Source organism: Clostridium sp. AM29-11AC, from assembly GCF_003480545.1.
In the GTDB taxonomy this organism is placed as follows: Bacteria; Bacillota; Clostridia; order Lachnospirales; family Lachnospiraceae; genus Otoolea; species Otoolea saccharolyticum_A.
Genome location: NZ_QUJI01000001.1, coordinates 305823 through 320871 on the forward strand (window position 1 = coordinate 305823; position 15049 = coordinate 320871).

General features: G+C 49.9%; 14 protein-coding genes and 1 pseudogene. 7 read left to right on the forward strand and 8 right to left on the reverse strand.

Annotated elements, in window-relative coordinates:
• Window positions 1-112: 112 nt before the first annotated feature.
• The 5 genes and pseudogenes from DW757_RS01430 to DW757_RS01450 form a co-directional block, all read left to right on the forward strand.
• Window positions 113-688, forward strand: a pseudogene (locus DW757_RS01430) (polysaccharide deacetylase family protein); the annotation flags it as partial.
• Window positions 689-905: 217 nt separating this feature from the next.
• Window positions 906-1712: a sporulation transcription factor Spo0A gene (gene spo0A, locus DW757_RS01435; RefSeq protein ID WP_118750769.1), complete on the forward strand. Its 807-nt coding sequence runs from the start codon at window positions 906-908 to the stop codon at window positions 1710-1712.
• A 185-nt stretch (window positions 1713-1897) separates the two neighbouring features.
• Window positions 1898-3343 carry a glycogen synthase GlgA gene (gene glgA, locus DW757_RS01440; protein ID WP_015573244.1) on the forward strand — a complete coding sequence of 482 codons (1446 nt, stop codon included), beginning with the start codon at window positions 1898-1900 and terminating at the stop codon, window positions 3341-3343.
• Between the two features lie 220 nt (window positions 3344-3563).
• Window positions 3564-4082, forward strand: a complete 519-nt coding sequence (locus tag DW757_RS01445) for an HD domain-containing protein (protein ID WP_008397307.1) — start codon at window positions 3564-3566, stop codon at window positions 4080-4082.
• A gap of 42 nt (window positions 4083-4124) precedes the next feature.
• A complete protein-coding gene (locus DW757_RS01450) occupies window positions 4125-4583 on the forward strand; it encodes a divergent PAP2 family protein (RefSeq protein ID WP_015573245.1) in 459 nt (152 codons plus the stop codon).
• Window positions 4584-4612: 29 nt separating this feature from the next.
• Here DW757_RS01450 and DW757_RS01455 read toward each other — a convergent pair whose 3' ends face one another.
• The 8 genes from DW757_RS01455 to DW757_RS01495 all read right to left on the reverse strand — a co-directional run bounded on the left by DW757_RS01455 (window position 4613) and on the right by DW757_RS01495 (window position 12524).
• Window positions 4613-5689 carry a tetratricopeptide repeat protein gene (locus DW757_RS01455; RefSeq protein WP_021965634.1) on the reverse strand — a complete coding sequence of 359 codons (1077 nt, stop codon included), beginning with the start codon at window positions 5687-5689 and terminating at the stop codon, window positions 4613-4615.
• 74 nt (window positions 5690-5763) lie between these two features.
• A complete protein-coding gene (locus DW757_RS01460; protein WP_243033266.1) occupies window positions 5764-6489 on the reverse strand; it encodes a DUF5714 domain-containing protein in 726 nt (241 codons plus the stop codon).
• Window positions 6490-6840: 351 nt separating this feature from the next.
• Window positions 6841-8376, reverse strand: coding sequence for an LTA synthase family protein (locus DW757_RS01470; protein WP_118750771.1), 1536 nt, complete (start codon window positions 8374-8376; stop codon window positions 6841-6843).
• On the reverse strand, window positions 8360-8743 hold the full coding sequence (locus tag DW757_RS01475) for a hypothetical protein (protein ID WP_118750772.1): 384 nt from the start codon (window positions 8741-8743) through the stop codon (window positions 8360-8362). The genes DW757_RS01470 and DW757_RS01475 overlap by 17 nt, the downstream gene beginning before the upstream one ends.
• A 123-nt stretch (window positions 8744-8866) precedes the next feature.
• On the reverse strand, window positions 8867-10063 hold the full coding sequence (gene bioA / locus DW757_RS01480; protein ID WP_118750773.1) for an adenosylmethionine--8-amino-7-oxononanoate transaminase: 1197 nt from the start codon (window positions 10061-10063) through the stop codon (window positions 8867-8869).
• A gap of 95 nt (window positions 10064-10158) precedes the next feature.
• Window positions 10159-10914 carry a dethiobiotin synthase gene (gene bioD / locus DW757_RS01485; protein WP_118750774.1) on the reverse strand — a complete coding sequence of 252 codons (756 nt, stop codon included), beginning with the start codon at window positions 10912-10914 and terminating at the stop codon, window positions 10159-10161.
• The gene (bioB, locus tag DW757_RS01490; RefSeq protein WP_118750775.1) at window positions 10898-11926 is read right to left on the reverse strand and encodes a biotin synthase BioB; all 1029 of its coding nucleotides are present in this window, start codon (window positions 11924-11926) and stop codon (window positions 10898-10900) included. The genes bioD and bioB overlap by 17 nt, the downstream gene beginning before the upstream one ends.
• Before the next feature lie 10 nt (window positions 11927-11936).
• The gene (locus DW757_RS01495; RefSeq protein WP_118750776.1) at window positions 11937-12524 is read right to left on the reverse strand and encodes a biotin transporter BioY; all 588 of its coding nucleotides are present in this window, start codon (window positions 12522-12524) and stop codon (window positions 11937-11939) included.
• Between the two features lie 404 nt (window positions 12525-12928).
• On the opposite strand from DW757_RS01495, the gene DW757_RS01500 reads away from it, so the two are divergent.
• Window positions 12929-13393, forward strand: coding sequence for an Hsp20/alpha crystallin family protein (locus tag DW757_RS01500; protein ID WP_118750777.1), 465 nt, complete (start codon window positions 12929-12931; stop codon window positions 13391-13393).
• A 473-nt stretch (window positions 13394-13866) separates the two neighbouring features.
• Window positions 13867-15030 (forward strand): MalY/PatB family protein, encoded by a 1164-nt coding sequence (locus DW757_RS01505; protein WP_118750778.1) that lies wholly within the window; start codon window positions 13867-13869, stop codon window positions 15028-15030.
• Window positions 15031-15049 lie beyond the last annotated feature (19 nt).

Here is a 15049-nt window from a genome sequence, read left to right on the forward strand (position 1 = left end):
CCATACGAAAGATAAAGCCCCGTCAGGGAGCGGACAAACCGCTTTCTGGCGGGGCTTTTTGCGGTTACAGGACTGCCGCAGGTAACCGCTTCCATGGGGAAACGAGGATACCAGACAGATAATGGACATTCTGGCAAAGCACAATGTGAAGGTTACGTTCTTTATGACAGGGGGATGGGTAGAAAAATTTCCGGAGGATGTAAAGTACATAGCCAGCCAGGGCCATGACCTTGGAAACCACAGTGAAAACCACAAAAACATGAGCCAGTTAAGCGAGACAGAGATTCAGAGTGAAATTCAGAAGGTGCATGACCGGGTGAAGGAACTTACAGGGACAGATATGACACTGTTTCGGCCGCCCTACGGGGATTACGACAACGAGGTAGTTGCTGTTGCTGATTCCATGGGCTATTACCCCGTACAGTGGGATATTGACAGTCTGGACTGGAAGGACTACGGTGCAGACTCCATCGTAGACAAGGTAGTAAATCACAAACACCTGGGAAACGGCTCCATTATCCTTATGCACAATGGGGCAAAATATACACCTCAGGCACTGGAGGCAGTGATCACAGGACTTCAAAGCAAGGGATATGAGCTGGTTCCTATTTCAGAGCTGATTAAAAAGGACAATTTTCACATAAATCACGAGGGAAGGCAGATTTCGGACGAAACAGCACAGCATTGAGAAGCCGGAAACAGATACAATAGGAAAAAAAGGAGCTTTCACACGGCCTGCCCTGAGAACAGAGGCAGGCTTTTGCGGGAGAGCTGCCGAAACGGGAGGAGGAAAGGAACATGAGATACGGGTAGAGCTGTCGAAATTTGCGTCTTAATATCATTGCAAGGGCAGTTTTTACAAGCTTATAATCGTTACGGAGAAAAAGTTAGGAGGAGTATGAAGCATGGCAGAATTAAACATTGCGATTGCGGATGATAACAGGCAGACTTTGGAGCTGCTTGGCGAAATACTGGAGGGAGAAAAGGATTACCATATCGTCGGAAAGGCGGATAATGGCAACGAAGCGTACAACATGATTTTGAAGACCAGACCAGATGTCGTATTAATGGATATTGTCATGCCGGGAATGGACGGAATATCTGTCATGGAGAAAATCAAGAGCAATACGGAGATGAAGGACAGCACATCCTTTATCATTGTAACAGCCGCAGGCAGTGAAAATCTGACAGCGGAGGCGTTCAAGCTGGGCGCCAGCTACTATATCATGAAACCGTTTACAAAAGAGATCATACTCGATAAGCTGCGAAGGCTGACGGGATATAAGAATAAAACGACAATGCTGTCGGGAAGCAGAAAAGTGAAGCCTTATGTCAATAAGGCGGAGTACATGGAGCAGAATCTGGAAAACGACGTAACCCAGATGCTCCACGAAATCGGTATCCCCGCCCACATTAAAGGGTATCAGTATCTGCGGGATGCCATTATCATTTCAGTGAAGGATCAGGAGATGTTAGCTTCTGTCACGAAGATCCTGTATCCGACCATTGCGAAGAAGCATGCGACCACGCCGAGCCGTGTAGAGAGAGCCATCCGCCATGCCATCGAAGTAGCATGGAACAGAGGGGAGATGGATACCATCAATGATCTGTTCGGCTATACTGTAAGCACCGGGAAGGGAAAGCCGACAAATTCCGAATTTATTGCGCTGATTGCCGATAAAATCCGGCTCGATTACAAGCGGATCTCGTAGTCAGAAGGCGGGCAGGACGGCAGCTTTGAGAGGAGAGCTGCAGGCCTGTTTCAGAAAGAATCAGACAAAAAATCATAATACTACCTTTCTAAATGTATAAATCTATTGTATAATAGCAGTATATCTGGACAAGGGGGCTCAAATTGGGGATTTGTCCGGCAATGAGATGAATGGGAGGTAGCAGGATGAAAAAAATTCTTTTTATAGCTTCAGAAGCGGTTCCTTTTATCAAGACAGGGGGTCTGGCGGACGTAGTCGGCTCTCTTCCGAAATGCTTTGACAAGCAGTATTTTGATGTAAGGGTTATGATTCCCAAATATCTCTGTATCAAGGAATCTTTCCGAAATGATATGAAATATCTGAACCATTTCTATATGGACTATCTGGGACAGAGCCGCTATGTAGGGATTCTTGAGTATGTCTATGAAGGAATCACCTTCTATTTTATTGACAATGAGAGCTATTTCTGCGGCTCCAGGCCTTACGGCGACTGGTACTGCGATCTGGAAAAATTTGCATTTTTCTCAAGAGCCGCCCTCTCAAGTCTGCCGGTGATCGGTTTCCAGCCGGATGTGGTGCACTGTCATGACTGGCAGACCGGCCTGATCCCTGTATTCTTAAAGGATAAATTCCATGAGGGCGAATTTTTCAGGAATATGAAGTCTGTTATGACTATTCACAACCTGAAATTCCAGGGTGTCTGGGATGTCAAGACGATCCAGCGGCTGTCCGGTCTCCCGGATTATTACTTCACTCCTGACAAGCTGGAAGCGTACAAGGACGGGAATATGTTAAAGGGCGGTCTCGTCTATGCAGATGCCATCACCACCGTAAGCAATACCTATGCAGAGGAGATCAAGACCCCGTTCTACGGAGAAGGGCTTGACGGTCTGATGCGGGCCAGGGCAAACAGCCTGCGGGGCATTGTGAACGGCATTGACTACGACGATTTCAATCCGGAGACAGATCCGATGATTGTCCAGAATTACAATGCGAAAACCTTCCGTAAGGAAAAGATTAAAAATAAGAGAGCGCTGCAGCAGCAGCTGGGACTTGAGCAGGATGATAAAAAATTTATGATAGGCGTGGTATCCCGTCTGACAGACCAGAAAGGCTTCGACCTGATTCAGTGCGTGATGGATGAGATCTGTACAGATGATGTGCAGCTTGTCGTGCTGGGAACAGGGGACGAGAAATATGAGAATATGTTCCGCCACTACGACTGGAAGTACAATGGACGCGTCTCCGCCAATATCTATTATTCTGAGGAGATGTCACACCGTATCTATGCGTCCTGCGACGCCTTCCTGATGCCGTCCCTTTTCGAGCCCTGCGGTTTAAGCCAGCTTATGGCTCTGCGCTACGGCACGGTGCCCATTGTCAGGGAAACAGGAGGACTTAAGGATACCGTGTGGCCCTACAATGAGTACGAGGGAACAGGAACCGGTTTTTCCTTTGCCAACTATAATGCCCACGAGATGTTGGATACCATCCGCTATGCAAAGCATGTGTATTACAACAGAAAACGCGAGTGGAACAAGATTATTGACAGGGGCATGGCAGTTGATTTCTCCTGGAAAACATCAGCTCTCAAGTATCAGGAACTCTATGACTGGCTGATCGGCTACTAAACAGGAAAACGTCCTTTGATTTACAGTGGACAGATGATATAATTTCTGCTACAATACGGGCAGAGAAGCAAATGGATAGAGCATCAGAGAATTCGCCGGGGGCACAGGTTTCAGTATCCCCGGCGAAAGCCGTCACCCGGAAAGGACATAGCTGCCCAGGCTGGGCTGCAGCCCCAGGGAGGGGAATTGGTCGGCAGTCAGGAAAGGAAGGAAAGAGAAAATGAGGCGCACAGGGCGTTTCGCAGGAGAGCAGCTGAGAGAATGGTACAGGGATCAGGGGTATCTGGAATGTGTGAGGGACATTTTAGAGCATCCTGCGTTTCAGTCCATGGATCAGTATATCCAGCATGGAGGGACAACGTGTCTGGAGCACTGTCTGCGTGTTTCGTACATGAGCTATCTGATCTGCAGAAGAAAGGGGCTTCACTTCTGTGAGGCGGCCAGAGGAGGCCTGCTTCACGATCTGTTTCTCTATGACTGGCATGTTCATGGAAGGGAGACCGGAGAACATTTTCATGGCTTCACCCATCCCAGGACAGCTCTTGAGAATGCTGAGAAATATTTTTCATTGACAGAGAGGGAGAGAAATCTGATTCTGCGCCATATGTGGCCCCTTACACCTCTGCCTCCCAAATACAGGGAGGGCTATGTTGTCATATATGCCGACAAGCTGTGCAGTCTGGAAGAAATCTGGCTGTCGGTGAGAAAAAAGCTGGGAGCTGCTCTGAAGGCCGCATGACAGAGCCTTTAGCATTTTTAGACAAGTGAACAGGAGATAGGAATGACAATTTATCAGGAAATAACGGGAAATCAGGTTTTAATGAGCGGTGTAATCGGCTGGATCGTGGCACAGGTACTGAAGACAATTATCGACATTGCCCTGAACCGATCCTTTAATCCGGAGAGGCTTACGGGCTCAGGGGGAATGCCCAGCTCCCATTCCTCAACAGTGTGCGCGCTGACAACTGCCTCTGCCTACTGCTATGGATTCGGCAGCTTTGAGTTTGCCATCAGCTTTCTGTTTGCGATGGTGGTTATGTATGATGCCATCGGCGTCCGCCAGGAAACGGGAAAGCAGGCAAAGGTACTCAACAGTCTGCTGTTTGAAAATCTTCTGAAACTGGACTCAGTGGTGCTCCAGGAAAAGCTCAAAGAATATGTGGGGCACACGCCTCTCCAGGTGTTTGCAGGAGCCGTGCTGGGAATCGCGATTGCAGTATTTATGAACCAGTTCTATTAAACGGGCAAAAAAGGCGGGAGCTTATGGGTCTAACTCATAAGCCCCGCCTCATTTTCGCTCTCCCTCACTTTAAAAAGGAGCTCACGGCCGTTTTCCGCTCCGGCATAGGCCAGCAGCATACTGCAGTCTATATCAAAGATGACGGAGGAAAGCAGGTATTCCTCCCCCTCCCATTCCATGCTGGCCGGATAGCGTCCCTCGTCAAGCTGGCGCTTCTGGGCAGCCAGCCAGGTCAGATCCATTTTGGAGAGAGCTGCCTCGTTCATGCGGAATACGCAGTTGATCTCCTGGGCATCTGACCAGTACCGAAAGCTGCAGTAGGGACAGTCCGCCTTCCATCCGGCAGGAGAGAACAGCTCCTTTATCTGGGCCAGGGCTTTTTTGTCACAGACAATTCCGGCCACAGAGAGCTTTTTGAAATAATCATCATCCATAAGCCCGTTCTGGAGATCCTGATCACATGCAGGATCAATGTAGTGAAACTCCATTTCCTCCAGGGAACGGCCCTCCTGTATCTCTCTCTGCAGAGTGAGAAACTCATAGTCTCCAGGCTCCAGGAGAAGTCCCTGGCGGACGGCTTCCAGAGCCTTTTCCTTTCGGCCAAAGTGGCATCTCAGCTTGGCCAGCTGAAGGAATCCCCACGGATACTTGGGGTCCTCCAGGACGCCCTTTTCGGAAATGTGCAGGGCCTCTTCCAGGCGCCCGCAGTACATCAGGCAGCAGGAGTAGCGGTAGTACCAGGCTCCACAGCCGGCTGCGTTCTGCTCTGAGGAAGGCATCCACTGGGCGGCCATGTAATAGTGCTCGTAGTCGTCGAGATTGTTGCAGGCATAGGCGTACCAGAGAGCGATCTCCAAATCAGAGCGGGCTTCGTCTTCTGTAAAGCGGCCGTTTTCAATGCCCTCCTCCATAAAATCTTCCAGGTATTCCAGCATTTTTCCAAAATATCCCTGAGTGCCTTCGCAGAACCCTTCCAGAGTCTTAATATCCTTTTTAGACAGCAGGGAGGCGGACTTTTTTACTGGGCGTGTCTTCTTTTCTTTCTTTTCTTTATTTGCCGCTGGGGCCTCTGTCTGTTTCCCGCCGCTGTTTTCCTGTTTTTTCATTGACAAATACCACCTTTTCGTTTATTTCAGAGGAAAAATCTTCGGGCAGTCCCTCCAGGCAGCTCAGTTTTCCCCTATTCGTTCTGGCTGTGGTAGGGGCAGGCCGCTCCAATACACTGCTCATTTCTGCCGGACATGTGACAGACAATGGACTCCGGCTTCTCCAGCTCGATGCAGAAATGTTCTCTGACAAATTCCACAGCTTCCAGAAGCGCCGTGTAGGAATCGCGCTTGCAGCATCTGGGGCCCCCGATGGTTCCGATGGCTGAGAGACATCTGGATGTCATCTGGTTGGCCAGACCCCATTCCTGACCGGACAGAGGAGTGGCACCCGTAAGGATGCTGACGAAGATACCTGCGCTTATGCCGGCTCCGCAGGAACCCCACTGGCCGCAGATTCCGCCGGGAACCTGTGAACCCCGCTCACGCATGGCAAGGAGAGCGGGCTCCAGTTCAAAGTCGGCTCCGCAGTTTTTGCAGGCTGCCAGCAGAGCAGAGCCTACCAGGACATGGTGCTCCGGCCCATGCATATGGATCTGGGGGAAGCGGATCAGCTCCTGCATAATGGATACGGGATTTTTCTGTTTTGTGTGAAGGCAGAAGCTGTAGATGACCTGCAGAGCATCCTTCTCGTGGCAGGAGTCACAGATGTAGTGCCCGTTTGTGCAGCGCGCATTGGAAGTGAAATGGCCGTGGCAGAGGGCGCATTCCACAGGCTCCATGTGTTTTGAATAAATCAGCGGAGCGCCGCAAATCAGGCAGCCGGATGGCGCGTGCTGTGTGTTGTCTGATGCTTTCATTTTAAAATCTCCTGTTCTTTTTTTTACTATTTTGGATGGAAAAAGAGTAAAAGTCAATAGGAACTGCCAATACGACAGAAAACTTTAATTATTCAGAAAAAATGCAAATAAATATCGTTCAGCCAAGGCGGCAGGTTTGGCAGGCGTGCAGAAAACAGGGAAAAGCAGAGGCTGCATCCATGTCAGCCGCAGCGCCAGGCAAAGTGCCCGAAGAGCCGCTGCAGAACGAAAAGGTAACCGCACTCTGCCCAAAATAATCTTCGTAAAAAGGAAAAATCGCCGCCCGCGGAAGCGATTCCTGCTTCTTCAGGCAGCGATTTTTGCGGGCTGTCAGCGGTCCCTGTCTCTTATTTATGATTCCCCGTCCTGTCCATAAAGCAGCACATCGTCATAAAATTCAGACTTCATATTGAGCTGGGAGATGACCTCCTTCTGCCCGAACTCATCTACGATGGTGTCGCGCTCAGAAAACAGGTTTGTGCCCAGTCCCAGTCGGTCGCCCTCGATTTCCACACCCATGGCAGCCAGCGTCGTTGGAAAGAGATCCATGGTGCAGGCTGTGTGAGTCCTGTCAGCGGGAACGGCGGCCGGATTGATAAAGCAGTAGTACACGCCTCTGTCGTAGGAGTCGTCGTCGGGGGCGTAGCCGGAAACCATGGTGGCGTGGTCGCCGGAAATGACAACGGTGGTGTTTTCATACCAGGGCTGCTCCATGATCCACTGGACAAACTGTACGGTCTGGCGGCTGGAACAGTGGAGGACGTTGCTGTACTGGTCTTCAAACTCGTCATCGCAGAGGCGGCATACGTAGCCGTTGGGATTGTGGGTATCCACCGTCAGCATGGTAAAGTTAAAGGGCTGTGAACCGGCGGCAAGCTCGGAGAGCTCCTCCTTTGCATATTCAAAGAGCTTTTCATCCTCCACTCCCCACCAGCCGATATCATAGTCGTCGGGAACCCTGTCAAGCCGCTTGGCAGTGCCGAAATCCCAGATTTCATAGCCGCCGTGATCCTTAAAATACTGATCTCTTCCGGCAAAGCTGGCGTAGGAGCCCACCATCAGCATGTTCCGGTAGCCAGCATCTTCCAGCACCTCCCCCAGGGTGACTGCCCCGGGAAGAAAGGAGCCATATTTGCTCATGGAATTTTTCTCCACGGGAATCTTCAGGGGAAGTCCCGAGGTCTGGGCAACCATGGCGGCGATGGTCCAGGTGGAGGTCAGGGGAAGGATGCCCTGGCTGCCGTCCGGACCGAGCTGAAAGGTCACATTCTGCTTTGCCAGTTCTGTCAGCTCCGGTATGGCATTTTCTTCCATGTTTCCGCCGTTTTCTCTGTCCTCAAAGGTCTTCTCCATGGATTCCAGATAAATGTAGACGAGATTTCGCTTCTTTTCAGGGAAGGACAGCAGGGAGGATTCCGGTTTTACATACTGCTCCTCGATAAAGGAGCTCTTGTGAAACTGGTTGTAGAGATAATCTCCGATGTTCAGCATACTGTCTGTGCCGGCAGCCATGAATACGAGGCCGAACACGAGAAGCAGAGCCATGGCCCTGGAAAAGGCCCGGTCAGTCAGCTCCAGAAGCCACCGTTTCTGTCCGAAGCGGATGTCCAGGCAGGTGTAGGTTTTTTTGCGGCGCAGATACAGGCAGCATCTTCCGAATACGGCAGCAGCGATGACAAAAACCACCAGAGCCGGCAGCAGAGCAGTTTTCAGATAGCTGAATATGTACTCTGTGTTGACTCCGTCCAGGGGGACATTCAGGTGGAAAACAATCTCCTCCATGCTGATGCTGCCATAGGTTCTCACCGCCCACCAGGCGGAAAAGTAGCAAAGGAGGGTGAAAAAGCACAGGAAGGACAGACTCAGTTTTTTAGCTCTCACTCTCATCTTTATCCACCCTCTTCTTCTGTTCTACGCTGATGCTTAAATTAAAGGACACAACCTTGGCGGCCACAGCCAGGACGATGGCGGTTATGCAGGCCGTTATCAGATAGCGGACAGACAGAATATTGTCGCCGAAATGTCCGCCGGAAGCCATCCGGTTAATGGGGATAAAGATGGAGCCCACGGCCATGGCCGCGGCGTTTACCACCCCTGTAAAGGCAAGATACTTGAGCAGAAGGTTTACCAGCCACTCCGGGCTTCCCTCACGCCTTCTGTTTTCGCAGACAAAAGCCGCCCGCTTGAACTCCATCCGTTCATAGATGAGAAGAGCAAGGGCGGGCGGACAAAACAGATAAATAAATGAAAACACTTCAATTCCTCCATTTTACCGTCGTTTTACTCTGATTTGACATAATACGACATGATTATAGCGGAAAATGAAGGGTTTATCAATGGAGAAAACAGGGGAAAGCAAAGGTTTTTCGCCTGTTTATTAATGAAACCTGGAAAACCACTCCTTCATTGTGTCAAAAATCTGTATCAGCTGGGAATCTTCTATTATATAAGGCACCATTGTATACATATAGCTGAGGAATGGCCGGCTGAATACTCCGTGCTGATACGCGAATTCCTGAAAGCCGTCAAGGACGTCCGGAGAGACGGTCTCCACACAGGTACAGCCCCCCATGATCCGGATTTCGCGAATCAGAGGGGAGGATAAGTCTTTGAGCTCTCTTCTGGATACTTCCTCAATATGGGCAATTTTCTCCATATAGTTTCCTGATTCAAACAGTTCTATGGAGGCCAAAGCCGCGCGGCAGGCGAGGGCATTCCCCATAAAGGTGGGCCCGTGCATCAGCGCAAGAGCCGGATCATCCCCGTAAAAGCCCTGGTATACTTTTGTGCCGGCTACGGTGACGGCATGGCCGATATAGCCTCCGGTGAGAGCTTTTCCCAGAACCAGGATGTCCGGGCAGACCAGATCAGATACAAACCGATGCCCGGTCCGTCCAAATCCGGTGGCCACCTCGTCAAAAATGAGGAGCACCCCATACGTATCACAGAGCTCTCTGGCCTTTTCCAGGAAGGAGATATCGTACATTCTCATTCCGCCTGCACCCTGCAGAAGCGGCTCCACGATGAAGCAGTAAAGTTCCCTGTGGAAGCGGAGAAAGGCATTCTCCAGGTCCTGGATTCTGGTGGGGATATGGATGACGTTTTCTTTCTTTTTAAATGCGAAGTGGTAATCCTCATCGTCACCGACTTCCATGGCCTTGAAGGTATCTCCGTGGTAGGAGTGAGTCAGGGAGAGAACCTTCGTTCTCCCCTTATCTCCTTTATTTACATAATACTGAAAGGCCATTTTCAGCGCTACCTCCACTCCCACACTGCCGGAGTCGGAAAAGAAACAGTAGTTCAGATCTCCGGGAAGCCACTGGCGGAGTTTGGCGGCAAGCCGTTCTGCCGGTTCATGGGTCAGACCTCCCAGCATCACATGAGAAAAACGGTCGGCCTGAGATTTAAGGACTTTCGTGAGAACCGGATGCTTGTAGCCATGTATTACGCTCCACCAGGAAGATACCGAGTCAATTAAGCGGGTATCCTCCGTATAGAGATAGACGCCTTCTGCATCAACGATGGAATAGGGCGGCTTCATGGTTTTCATCTGCTGGTATGGATACCAGATCATAAATTTTTCCTCCTTATCTGGAAAGTATAAAAGATTATAAATCGATGGCATGGTGGGTGACAGAGCGGACAGCGGCAGGCTGACCCTGCCAAGGGTTACTCGTACAGGCCAAGCAGTACCTCCGGTTCTATGGAAAGCTCCGTATCGCCGGGCTTTACACAGGCCAGGACGGGAAGCCCCGTGACAGATTCGCACATCCTTCGGTTATCCTCCTCCATCACATCTCCCGGGTGAAACCGGTTCAGGATGATGCCCTTTGCAGGAATTTTTCGCTGCTTCAGATAGAAAGCAGTCAGCCCCGCCGCGTTGATGGTTCCAAGGCCTGCGTCGGCCACAAGGATGCAGGGCAGGTTCAGAGCCTTAATCAGATCCTCCAGAAATATTTTCTGGCTGTCAAAGCGAAGGGGGCAGAGGATCCCTCCGGCTCCTTCCACGGTGACGCAGTCAAAGGAGGAAAGGAGGGAGGAAAACTGTTCTTTTACGGTCGGGAGAACCAGAGGATTTCCCTCAAGGCGGGCAGCCAGGTGGGGAGAAAAGGGCTGCTCATAGACGTAGGGGCACATGGTCTCAAGAGGCTGGCTGATGCCGGAAAACTCCTTTACGAATGCCGCGTCCCCCGGAATCAGAAGGCCGTCTTTTCTTTCGTTTCCGCTGACTGCGGCTTTAAAATAGGCTGCATGTCTGCCAAGCTGCCGGAGCTTTTTTACAATCAGGGCTGTTACATAGGTTTTTCCCACATCCGTTCCCGTTCCGGTGACAAAGAGGGAACGGGCGGAAAGGATACCTGCTGTATTGTTTTGGCTTTCTGTATTTTGGTTTTCTGCTGTTTCTGTGTTAAATCTGCCTTTCATCTCTCACCTCATAGCCAAGACGGCGGATCAGTTCTCTGTCTGTCTCAAAGGAATATCCGGAGGTGGTGAGCATATCCCCGCTGATGGCGGCATTGGCACCGCTCTGGAAGCATGCCTCTCCCTTGTCGGCGAGAAGCCCCCGCCCGCCGGCCAGGCGGATGGAGCCGTCCGGGATGAGAAAGCGAAAGACGGCGACGGTGCGCCTCAGCTCGTCGTTTGTGAGAACAGGATTGCGGGCAAAAGGAGTTCCCGGAATCGGATTTAACAGATTGACCGGAACAGATTTTACGCCGAGGCTTCGGACCGAGAGAACCATGTCGATCCGATCCTCCATGGTCTCTCCTAACCCCATGATTCCCCCGGAGCATATTTCAAGACCGGCCCGCCTGGCCGCCTTCAGTGTCTCTATTTTTTCCTGCCAGGTGTGGGTGGTGCAGACAGAGGGGAAAAAGCGCTCAGAAGACTCCAGATTGCAGTGAACGCGGGAAACGCCTGCCAGGCGAAGCTTTGTAAACTGGGCCTCATCTAAAAGCCCGAAGGAAACACACACACGGATATTAGTCTGCCGCCTGATCTGGCGTATGCTCCCGCAGACCTTGTCGATCTCAGCATCAGAGAGCCGCTTCCCGGAGGTTACGATAGAATATCGTAAGACTCCGCGGGCGGCATTGAACCGGGCCTGCTTTACCAGCTCTTCTGATGAGAGGAGAGGGTATTCCTCCCTGCAGGAGGTATGGTAGTGGACGCTCTGGGCGCAGTATCTGCAGTCCTCCGAGCAGCGCCCGCACTTTCCGTTTACAATGGAGCACAGGTCAAAGTCATTTCCGCAGAAATGGGAGCGTATTTCATCGGCGGCCTGGCACAGCTTTTCCAGGGGCTCGTCTGCCAGCAAAACTGCATCCTCCCGGGAGAGGAGCTCTCCGCCAAGCACCCGCCTTTTGGCAGAGCTCAGGAAAGAACTGCCGCAGGGGGATGAGATGCTCTGGGTATTTTTGTTTTCAGCAGAATTCATAGTTTTTACCTCACATTCTAAAAGTTGACAAAATCAGCGGCCTCAGGCGGAAATAGAGGACTGCGGCCAGAATGCACAGGCAAATATCTCCAGGGACGGCCAGGATGAAACAGTAGAGGAACAGAGGCCAAAGGCCAATGGGCGTCTGTATGACATAGTTGGAAATGAGATAGTAATACAGCATGCCGATTCCGTAGACGATAAAAAGGCCTGCCAAGTTGCATAAGAGGATGAAACGCAGGGAAGGGCTTTTCCGGCTCCAGGCCAGTTTTCCGGTCACATAGCTGGCGAGGAAGAAGCCAATCAGATAGCCGAAGCTGGGCTTCCCAAGATACCAGATTCCTCCTCCCTCAGCGAAAATAGGCAGCCCCATAAGGCCTAAAAGGATATAGGTCCCCACACAGAAGGCCCCGTCTCTTCCGCCCAGAAGCAGGCCTGCAAGCATGGTGAATAAAAGCTGGAGAGTAAAAGGGACAACCGGCACAGGTATCCTGATAAAAGCTCCTGCAGAGATCAGCGCTGTGAACAGGGCGCACAGGGTAAGCCTCAGGGCTCTGGAGCCCTGCCTTCGGGACATTTGAATATCATTCTGGAACATAGTCTTCTCCTTTGCTGTGGTGAAATGTAAAAGTAGTATATCTGGAAAAAGAATAATTGTCAACTATATAATAAAAATAGTTTACAATTAAAATTCCCTTAGGGAAGGGGGGGTATGGGCAAAAATAGCGCGGCTATAGCTGGTTAAGACAGATAATATTTCAATATTACAGGGATTTCACAAAAAAAGACACAGAATTTTCACAAAAAATTAGCACTCACCTATTGACAGTGCTAATAATAGTGCTATAATAAGGGCGTAAAGAGAAAGAGGGATGAAGAGAGACGGAAAGAAGTGAAAAGCTTCTGAAAAGACGGCTCCCATCAGAAGGAATCCCTCAGGTAGCTTTCAGAACAGCATCCTGAACGGTTACATAGCATAAATATTTGAAGGAGGCATGACTTATGTTATATGTACCAAGTATTTTCGGAGAAAATTTAATGGATGACTTTATGGATGATTTCGGATTCGGTTTTGACGACAGTTTCTTTGGAAGAAAGAATCCTCTGTACGGAAAGCATGCGAAGAACATGATGAAGACCGATGTAAGGGAAAAGGATGACGCCTACGAGGTGGCCGTAGACCTGCCGGGCTTTAAGAAGGATGAAATCCATCTGGAGCTGAAGGATGGATATATAACCATCAGCGCCGCCAAGGGACTTGACAAGGATGAGAAGGACAAAGAAGGCCGTCTGATCAGGCAGGAGAGATATTCAGGCAGCATGAGCCGCAGCTTCTATGTGGGCGAGAATCTGAAGCAGGAGGATATCAAGGCCAGATTTGAAAACGGCGTCCTCACCCTCGACTTCCCGAAGGCAGAGATGGACAGACAGATTCCGGAGAGCCACAGGATTGCCATCGAAGGCTAAGGGCCGGAAAAGATAGGTGTTCATGAGAAAAAGGATTTCAACTGAATGATCTCATATATGTACTATGTACAGTGAAACAAAAGAACTCTCATGGGTTTTCCCCATGGGAGTTCTTTTGTTTCACAGAAAAATCTGCTGTATTTTATGAAACAAAAATCCCTGCCGGACGGAAGCGGGCGGTTGGGCTGAAGACTTTGCCGCTAAAGCATCCCGCTGTAGAGATTCTCTTTTTGCAGGATTCAGCCTAAAAAGAGGATAAGCTGTTAAATTTGCGGCAGAACGGAAATAGAGAAAAGATAGGACAAGAATAGATTTTATATATAGCCATATAGGTAATATTTATAAAAACTATTCAAAAATATTGTCTATATATTGACGATATTTGTTCAATGTGTTAAAATAAAGCACGTAAATAATTAAATTAATTAACAGTACAGCTGCTTAATAAAAAGCGGGGAAGGAAGTTCGGTAAAATGACCTATGATTTTGATCAGTCTGTAGACAGATTACATACAAACAGCGAAAAATATGACGGCGCGGCAAAATTTGCACCGGAGGCACCGGAAAAAAGCATACCCCTCTGGATCGCCGACATGGATTTTAAAACAGCTCCAGAGATTGTAGAAGCTATGAAGCGCAGAGTGGAGAGTGGAATTTTCGGCTATACGGATATCTATGACGATTCCTATTATGAAGCTGTCTGCAGCTGGATGAGGAAAAAACACAGCTGGGAGTTCGACAAGAGTGAGATTGTGATAGATTCCGGGGTGGTGCCCGCGATTCTCCACGGACTTAGCCTTCTGGGAAAGCCGGGGGACGGAGTGATTATTCAGACTCCGGCATACAGACCGTTTTATAATTCCGTCTGCTCCCTGAAAATGAAGCCTGTTTTCTCGCCGCTCGTTTTCAAAAACGGGAGATATGAGATAGACTTTGAGGATTTGGAGAAAAAAGCAGCGGATAAAGACAACCGGGTATTTATACTGTGCAGTCCCCACAATCCGACAGGGCGTGTGTGGACAGAGGAGGAGCTCAGACGGGTAATGGAGATCTGCCGCGCTTATAAGGTTGCGGTGATCAGCGATGAAATTCATGGCGATCTGGTCAGAAGCGGAAAAAAGCATCTGCCCCTGACCTCCCTGTTTCCTTCGGAGAAAAGAGTGATTGTCTGCACGTCTCCCAGCAAGACCTTTAACCTGGCGGGAAACCATCTGGCGAATATTATTATCTCTGACAGCGAATTGAGGAAAGAGTGGGAACAGAGATACCACTATATGCCAAACCCCATCTCTGTAGAGGCGACGATTTCAGCATATACCAGAGCCGGACAGTGGGAGGAAAGCCTCAATCGATATATAGACGGGACTTTTGAGATGATGGAAAATTATTTTCAGCTCCATATGCCGAGGATTCACTTTTCAGCTCCTGAGGCGACTTATCTGGCCTGGATTGATATGAGGGAATATGGGCTTTCACAGGAGGAAATAGTGGACCGGTTTTTAAAAAATGGACTGATAATAGAAGGAGGAGATCAGTTCGTGGCTGATGGGGAAGGGTTTGTGAGAATGAACGTGGCAGCCCCGAGGCAGGTGATCCGTGAGACATTAGAGAGGATGAAAACAGCATTTCCCGAATAAAAGCATAGATGCGGACAGA

What these genes read in the sequence shown, in the direction of transcription:
- spo0A (WP_118750769.1), top strand. Translation starts at nt 906, where the DNA reads ATGGCAGAATTAAACATTGCGATTGCGGATGATAACAGGCAGACTTTG.
- glgA (WP_015573244.1), top strand. Translation starts at nt 1,898, where the DNA reads ATGAAAAAAATTCTTTTTATAGCTTCAGAAGCGGTTCCTTTTATCAAG.
- DW757_RS01445 (WP_008397307.1), top strand. Translation starts at nt 3,564, where the DNA reads ATGAGGCGCACAGGGCGTTTCGCAGGAGAGCAGCTGAGAGAATGGTAC.
- DW757_RS01450 (WP_015573245.1), top strand. Translation starts at nt 4,125, where the DNA reads ATGACAATTTATCAGGAAATAACGGGAAATCAGGTTTTAATGAGCGGT.
- DW757_RS01455 (WP_021965634.1), bottom strand. Translation starts at nt 5,689, where the DNA reads ATGAAAAAACAGGAAAACAGCGGCGGGAAACAGACAGAGGCCCCAGCG.
- DW757_RS01460 (WP_243033266.1), bottom strand. Translation starts at nt 6,489, where the DNA reads ATGAAAGCATCAGACAACACACAGCACGCGCCATCCGGCTGCCTGATT.
- DW757_RS01470 (WP_118750771.1), bottom strand. Translation starts at nt 8,376, where the DNA reads ATGAGAGTGAGAGCTAAAAAACTGAGTCTGTCCTTCCTGTGCTTTTTC.
- bioA (WP_118750773.1), bottom strand. Translation starts at nt 10,063, where the DNA reads ATGATCTGGTATCCATACCAGCAGATGAAAACCATGAAGCCGCCCTAT.
- bioD (WP_118750774.1), bottom strand. Translation starts at nt 10,914, where the DNA reads ATGAAAGGCAGATTTAACACAGAAACAGCAGAAAACCAAAATACAGAA.
- bioB (WP_118750775.1), bottom strand. Translation starts at nt 11,926, where the DNA reads ATGAATTCTGCTGAAAACAAAAATACCCAGAGCATCTCATCCCCCTGC.
- DW757_RS01495 (WP_118750776.1), bottom strand. Translation starts at nt 12,524, where the DNA reads ATGTTCCAGAATGATATTCAAATGTCCCGAAGGCAGGGCTCCAGAGCC.
- DW757_RS01500 (WP_118750777.1), top strand. Translation starts at nt 12,929, where the DNA reads ATGTTATATGTACCAAGTATTTTCGGAGAAAATTTAATGGATGACTTT.
- DW757_RS01505 (WP_118750778.1), top strand. Translation starts at nt 13,867, where the DNA reads ATGACCTATGATTTTGATCAGTCTGTAGACAGATTACATACAAACAGC.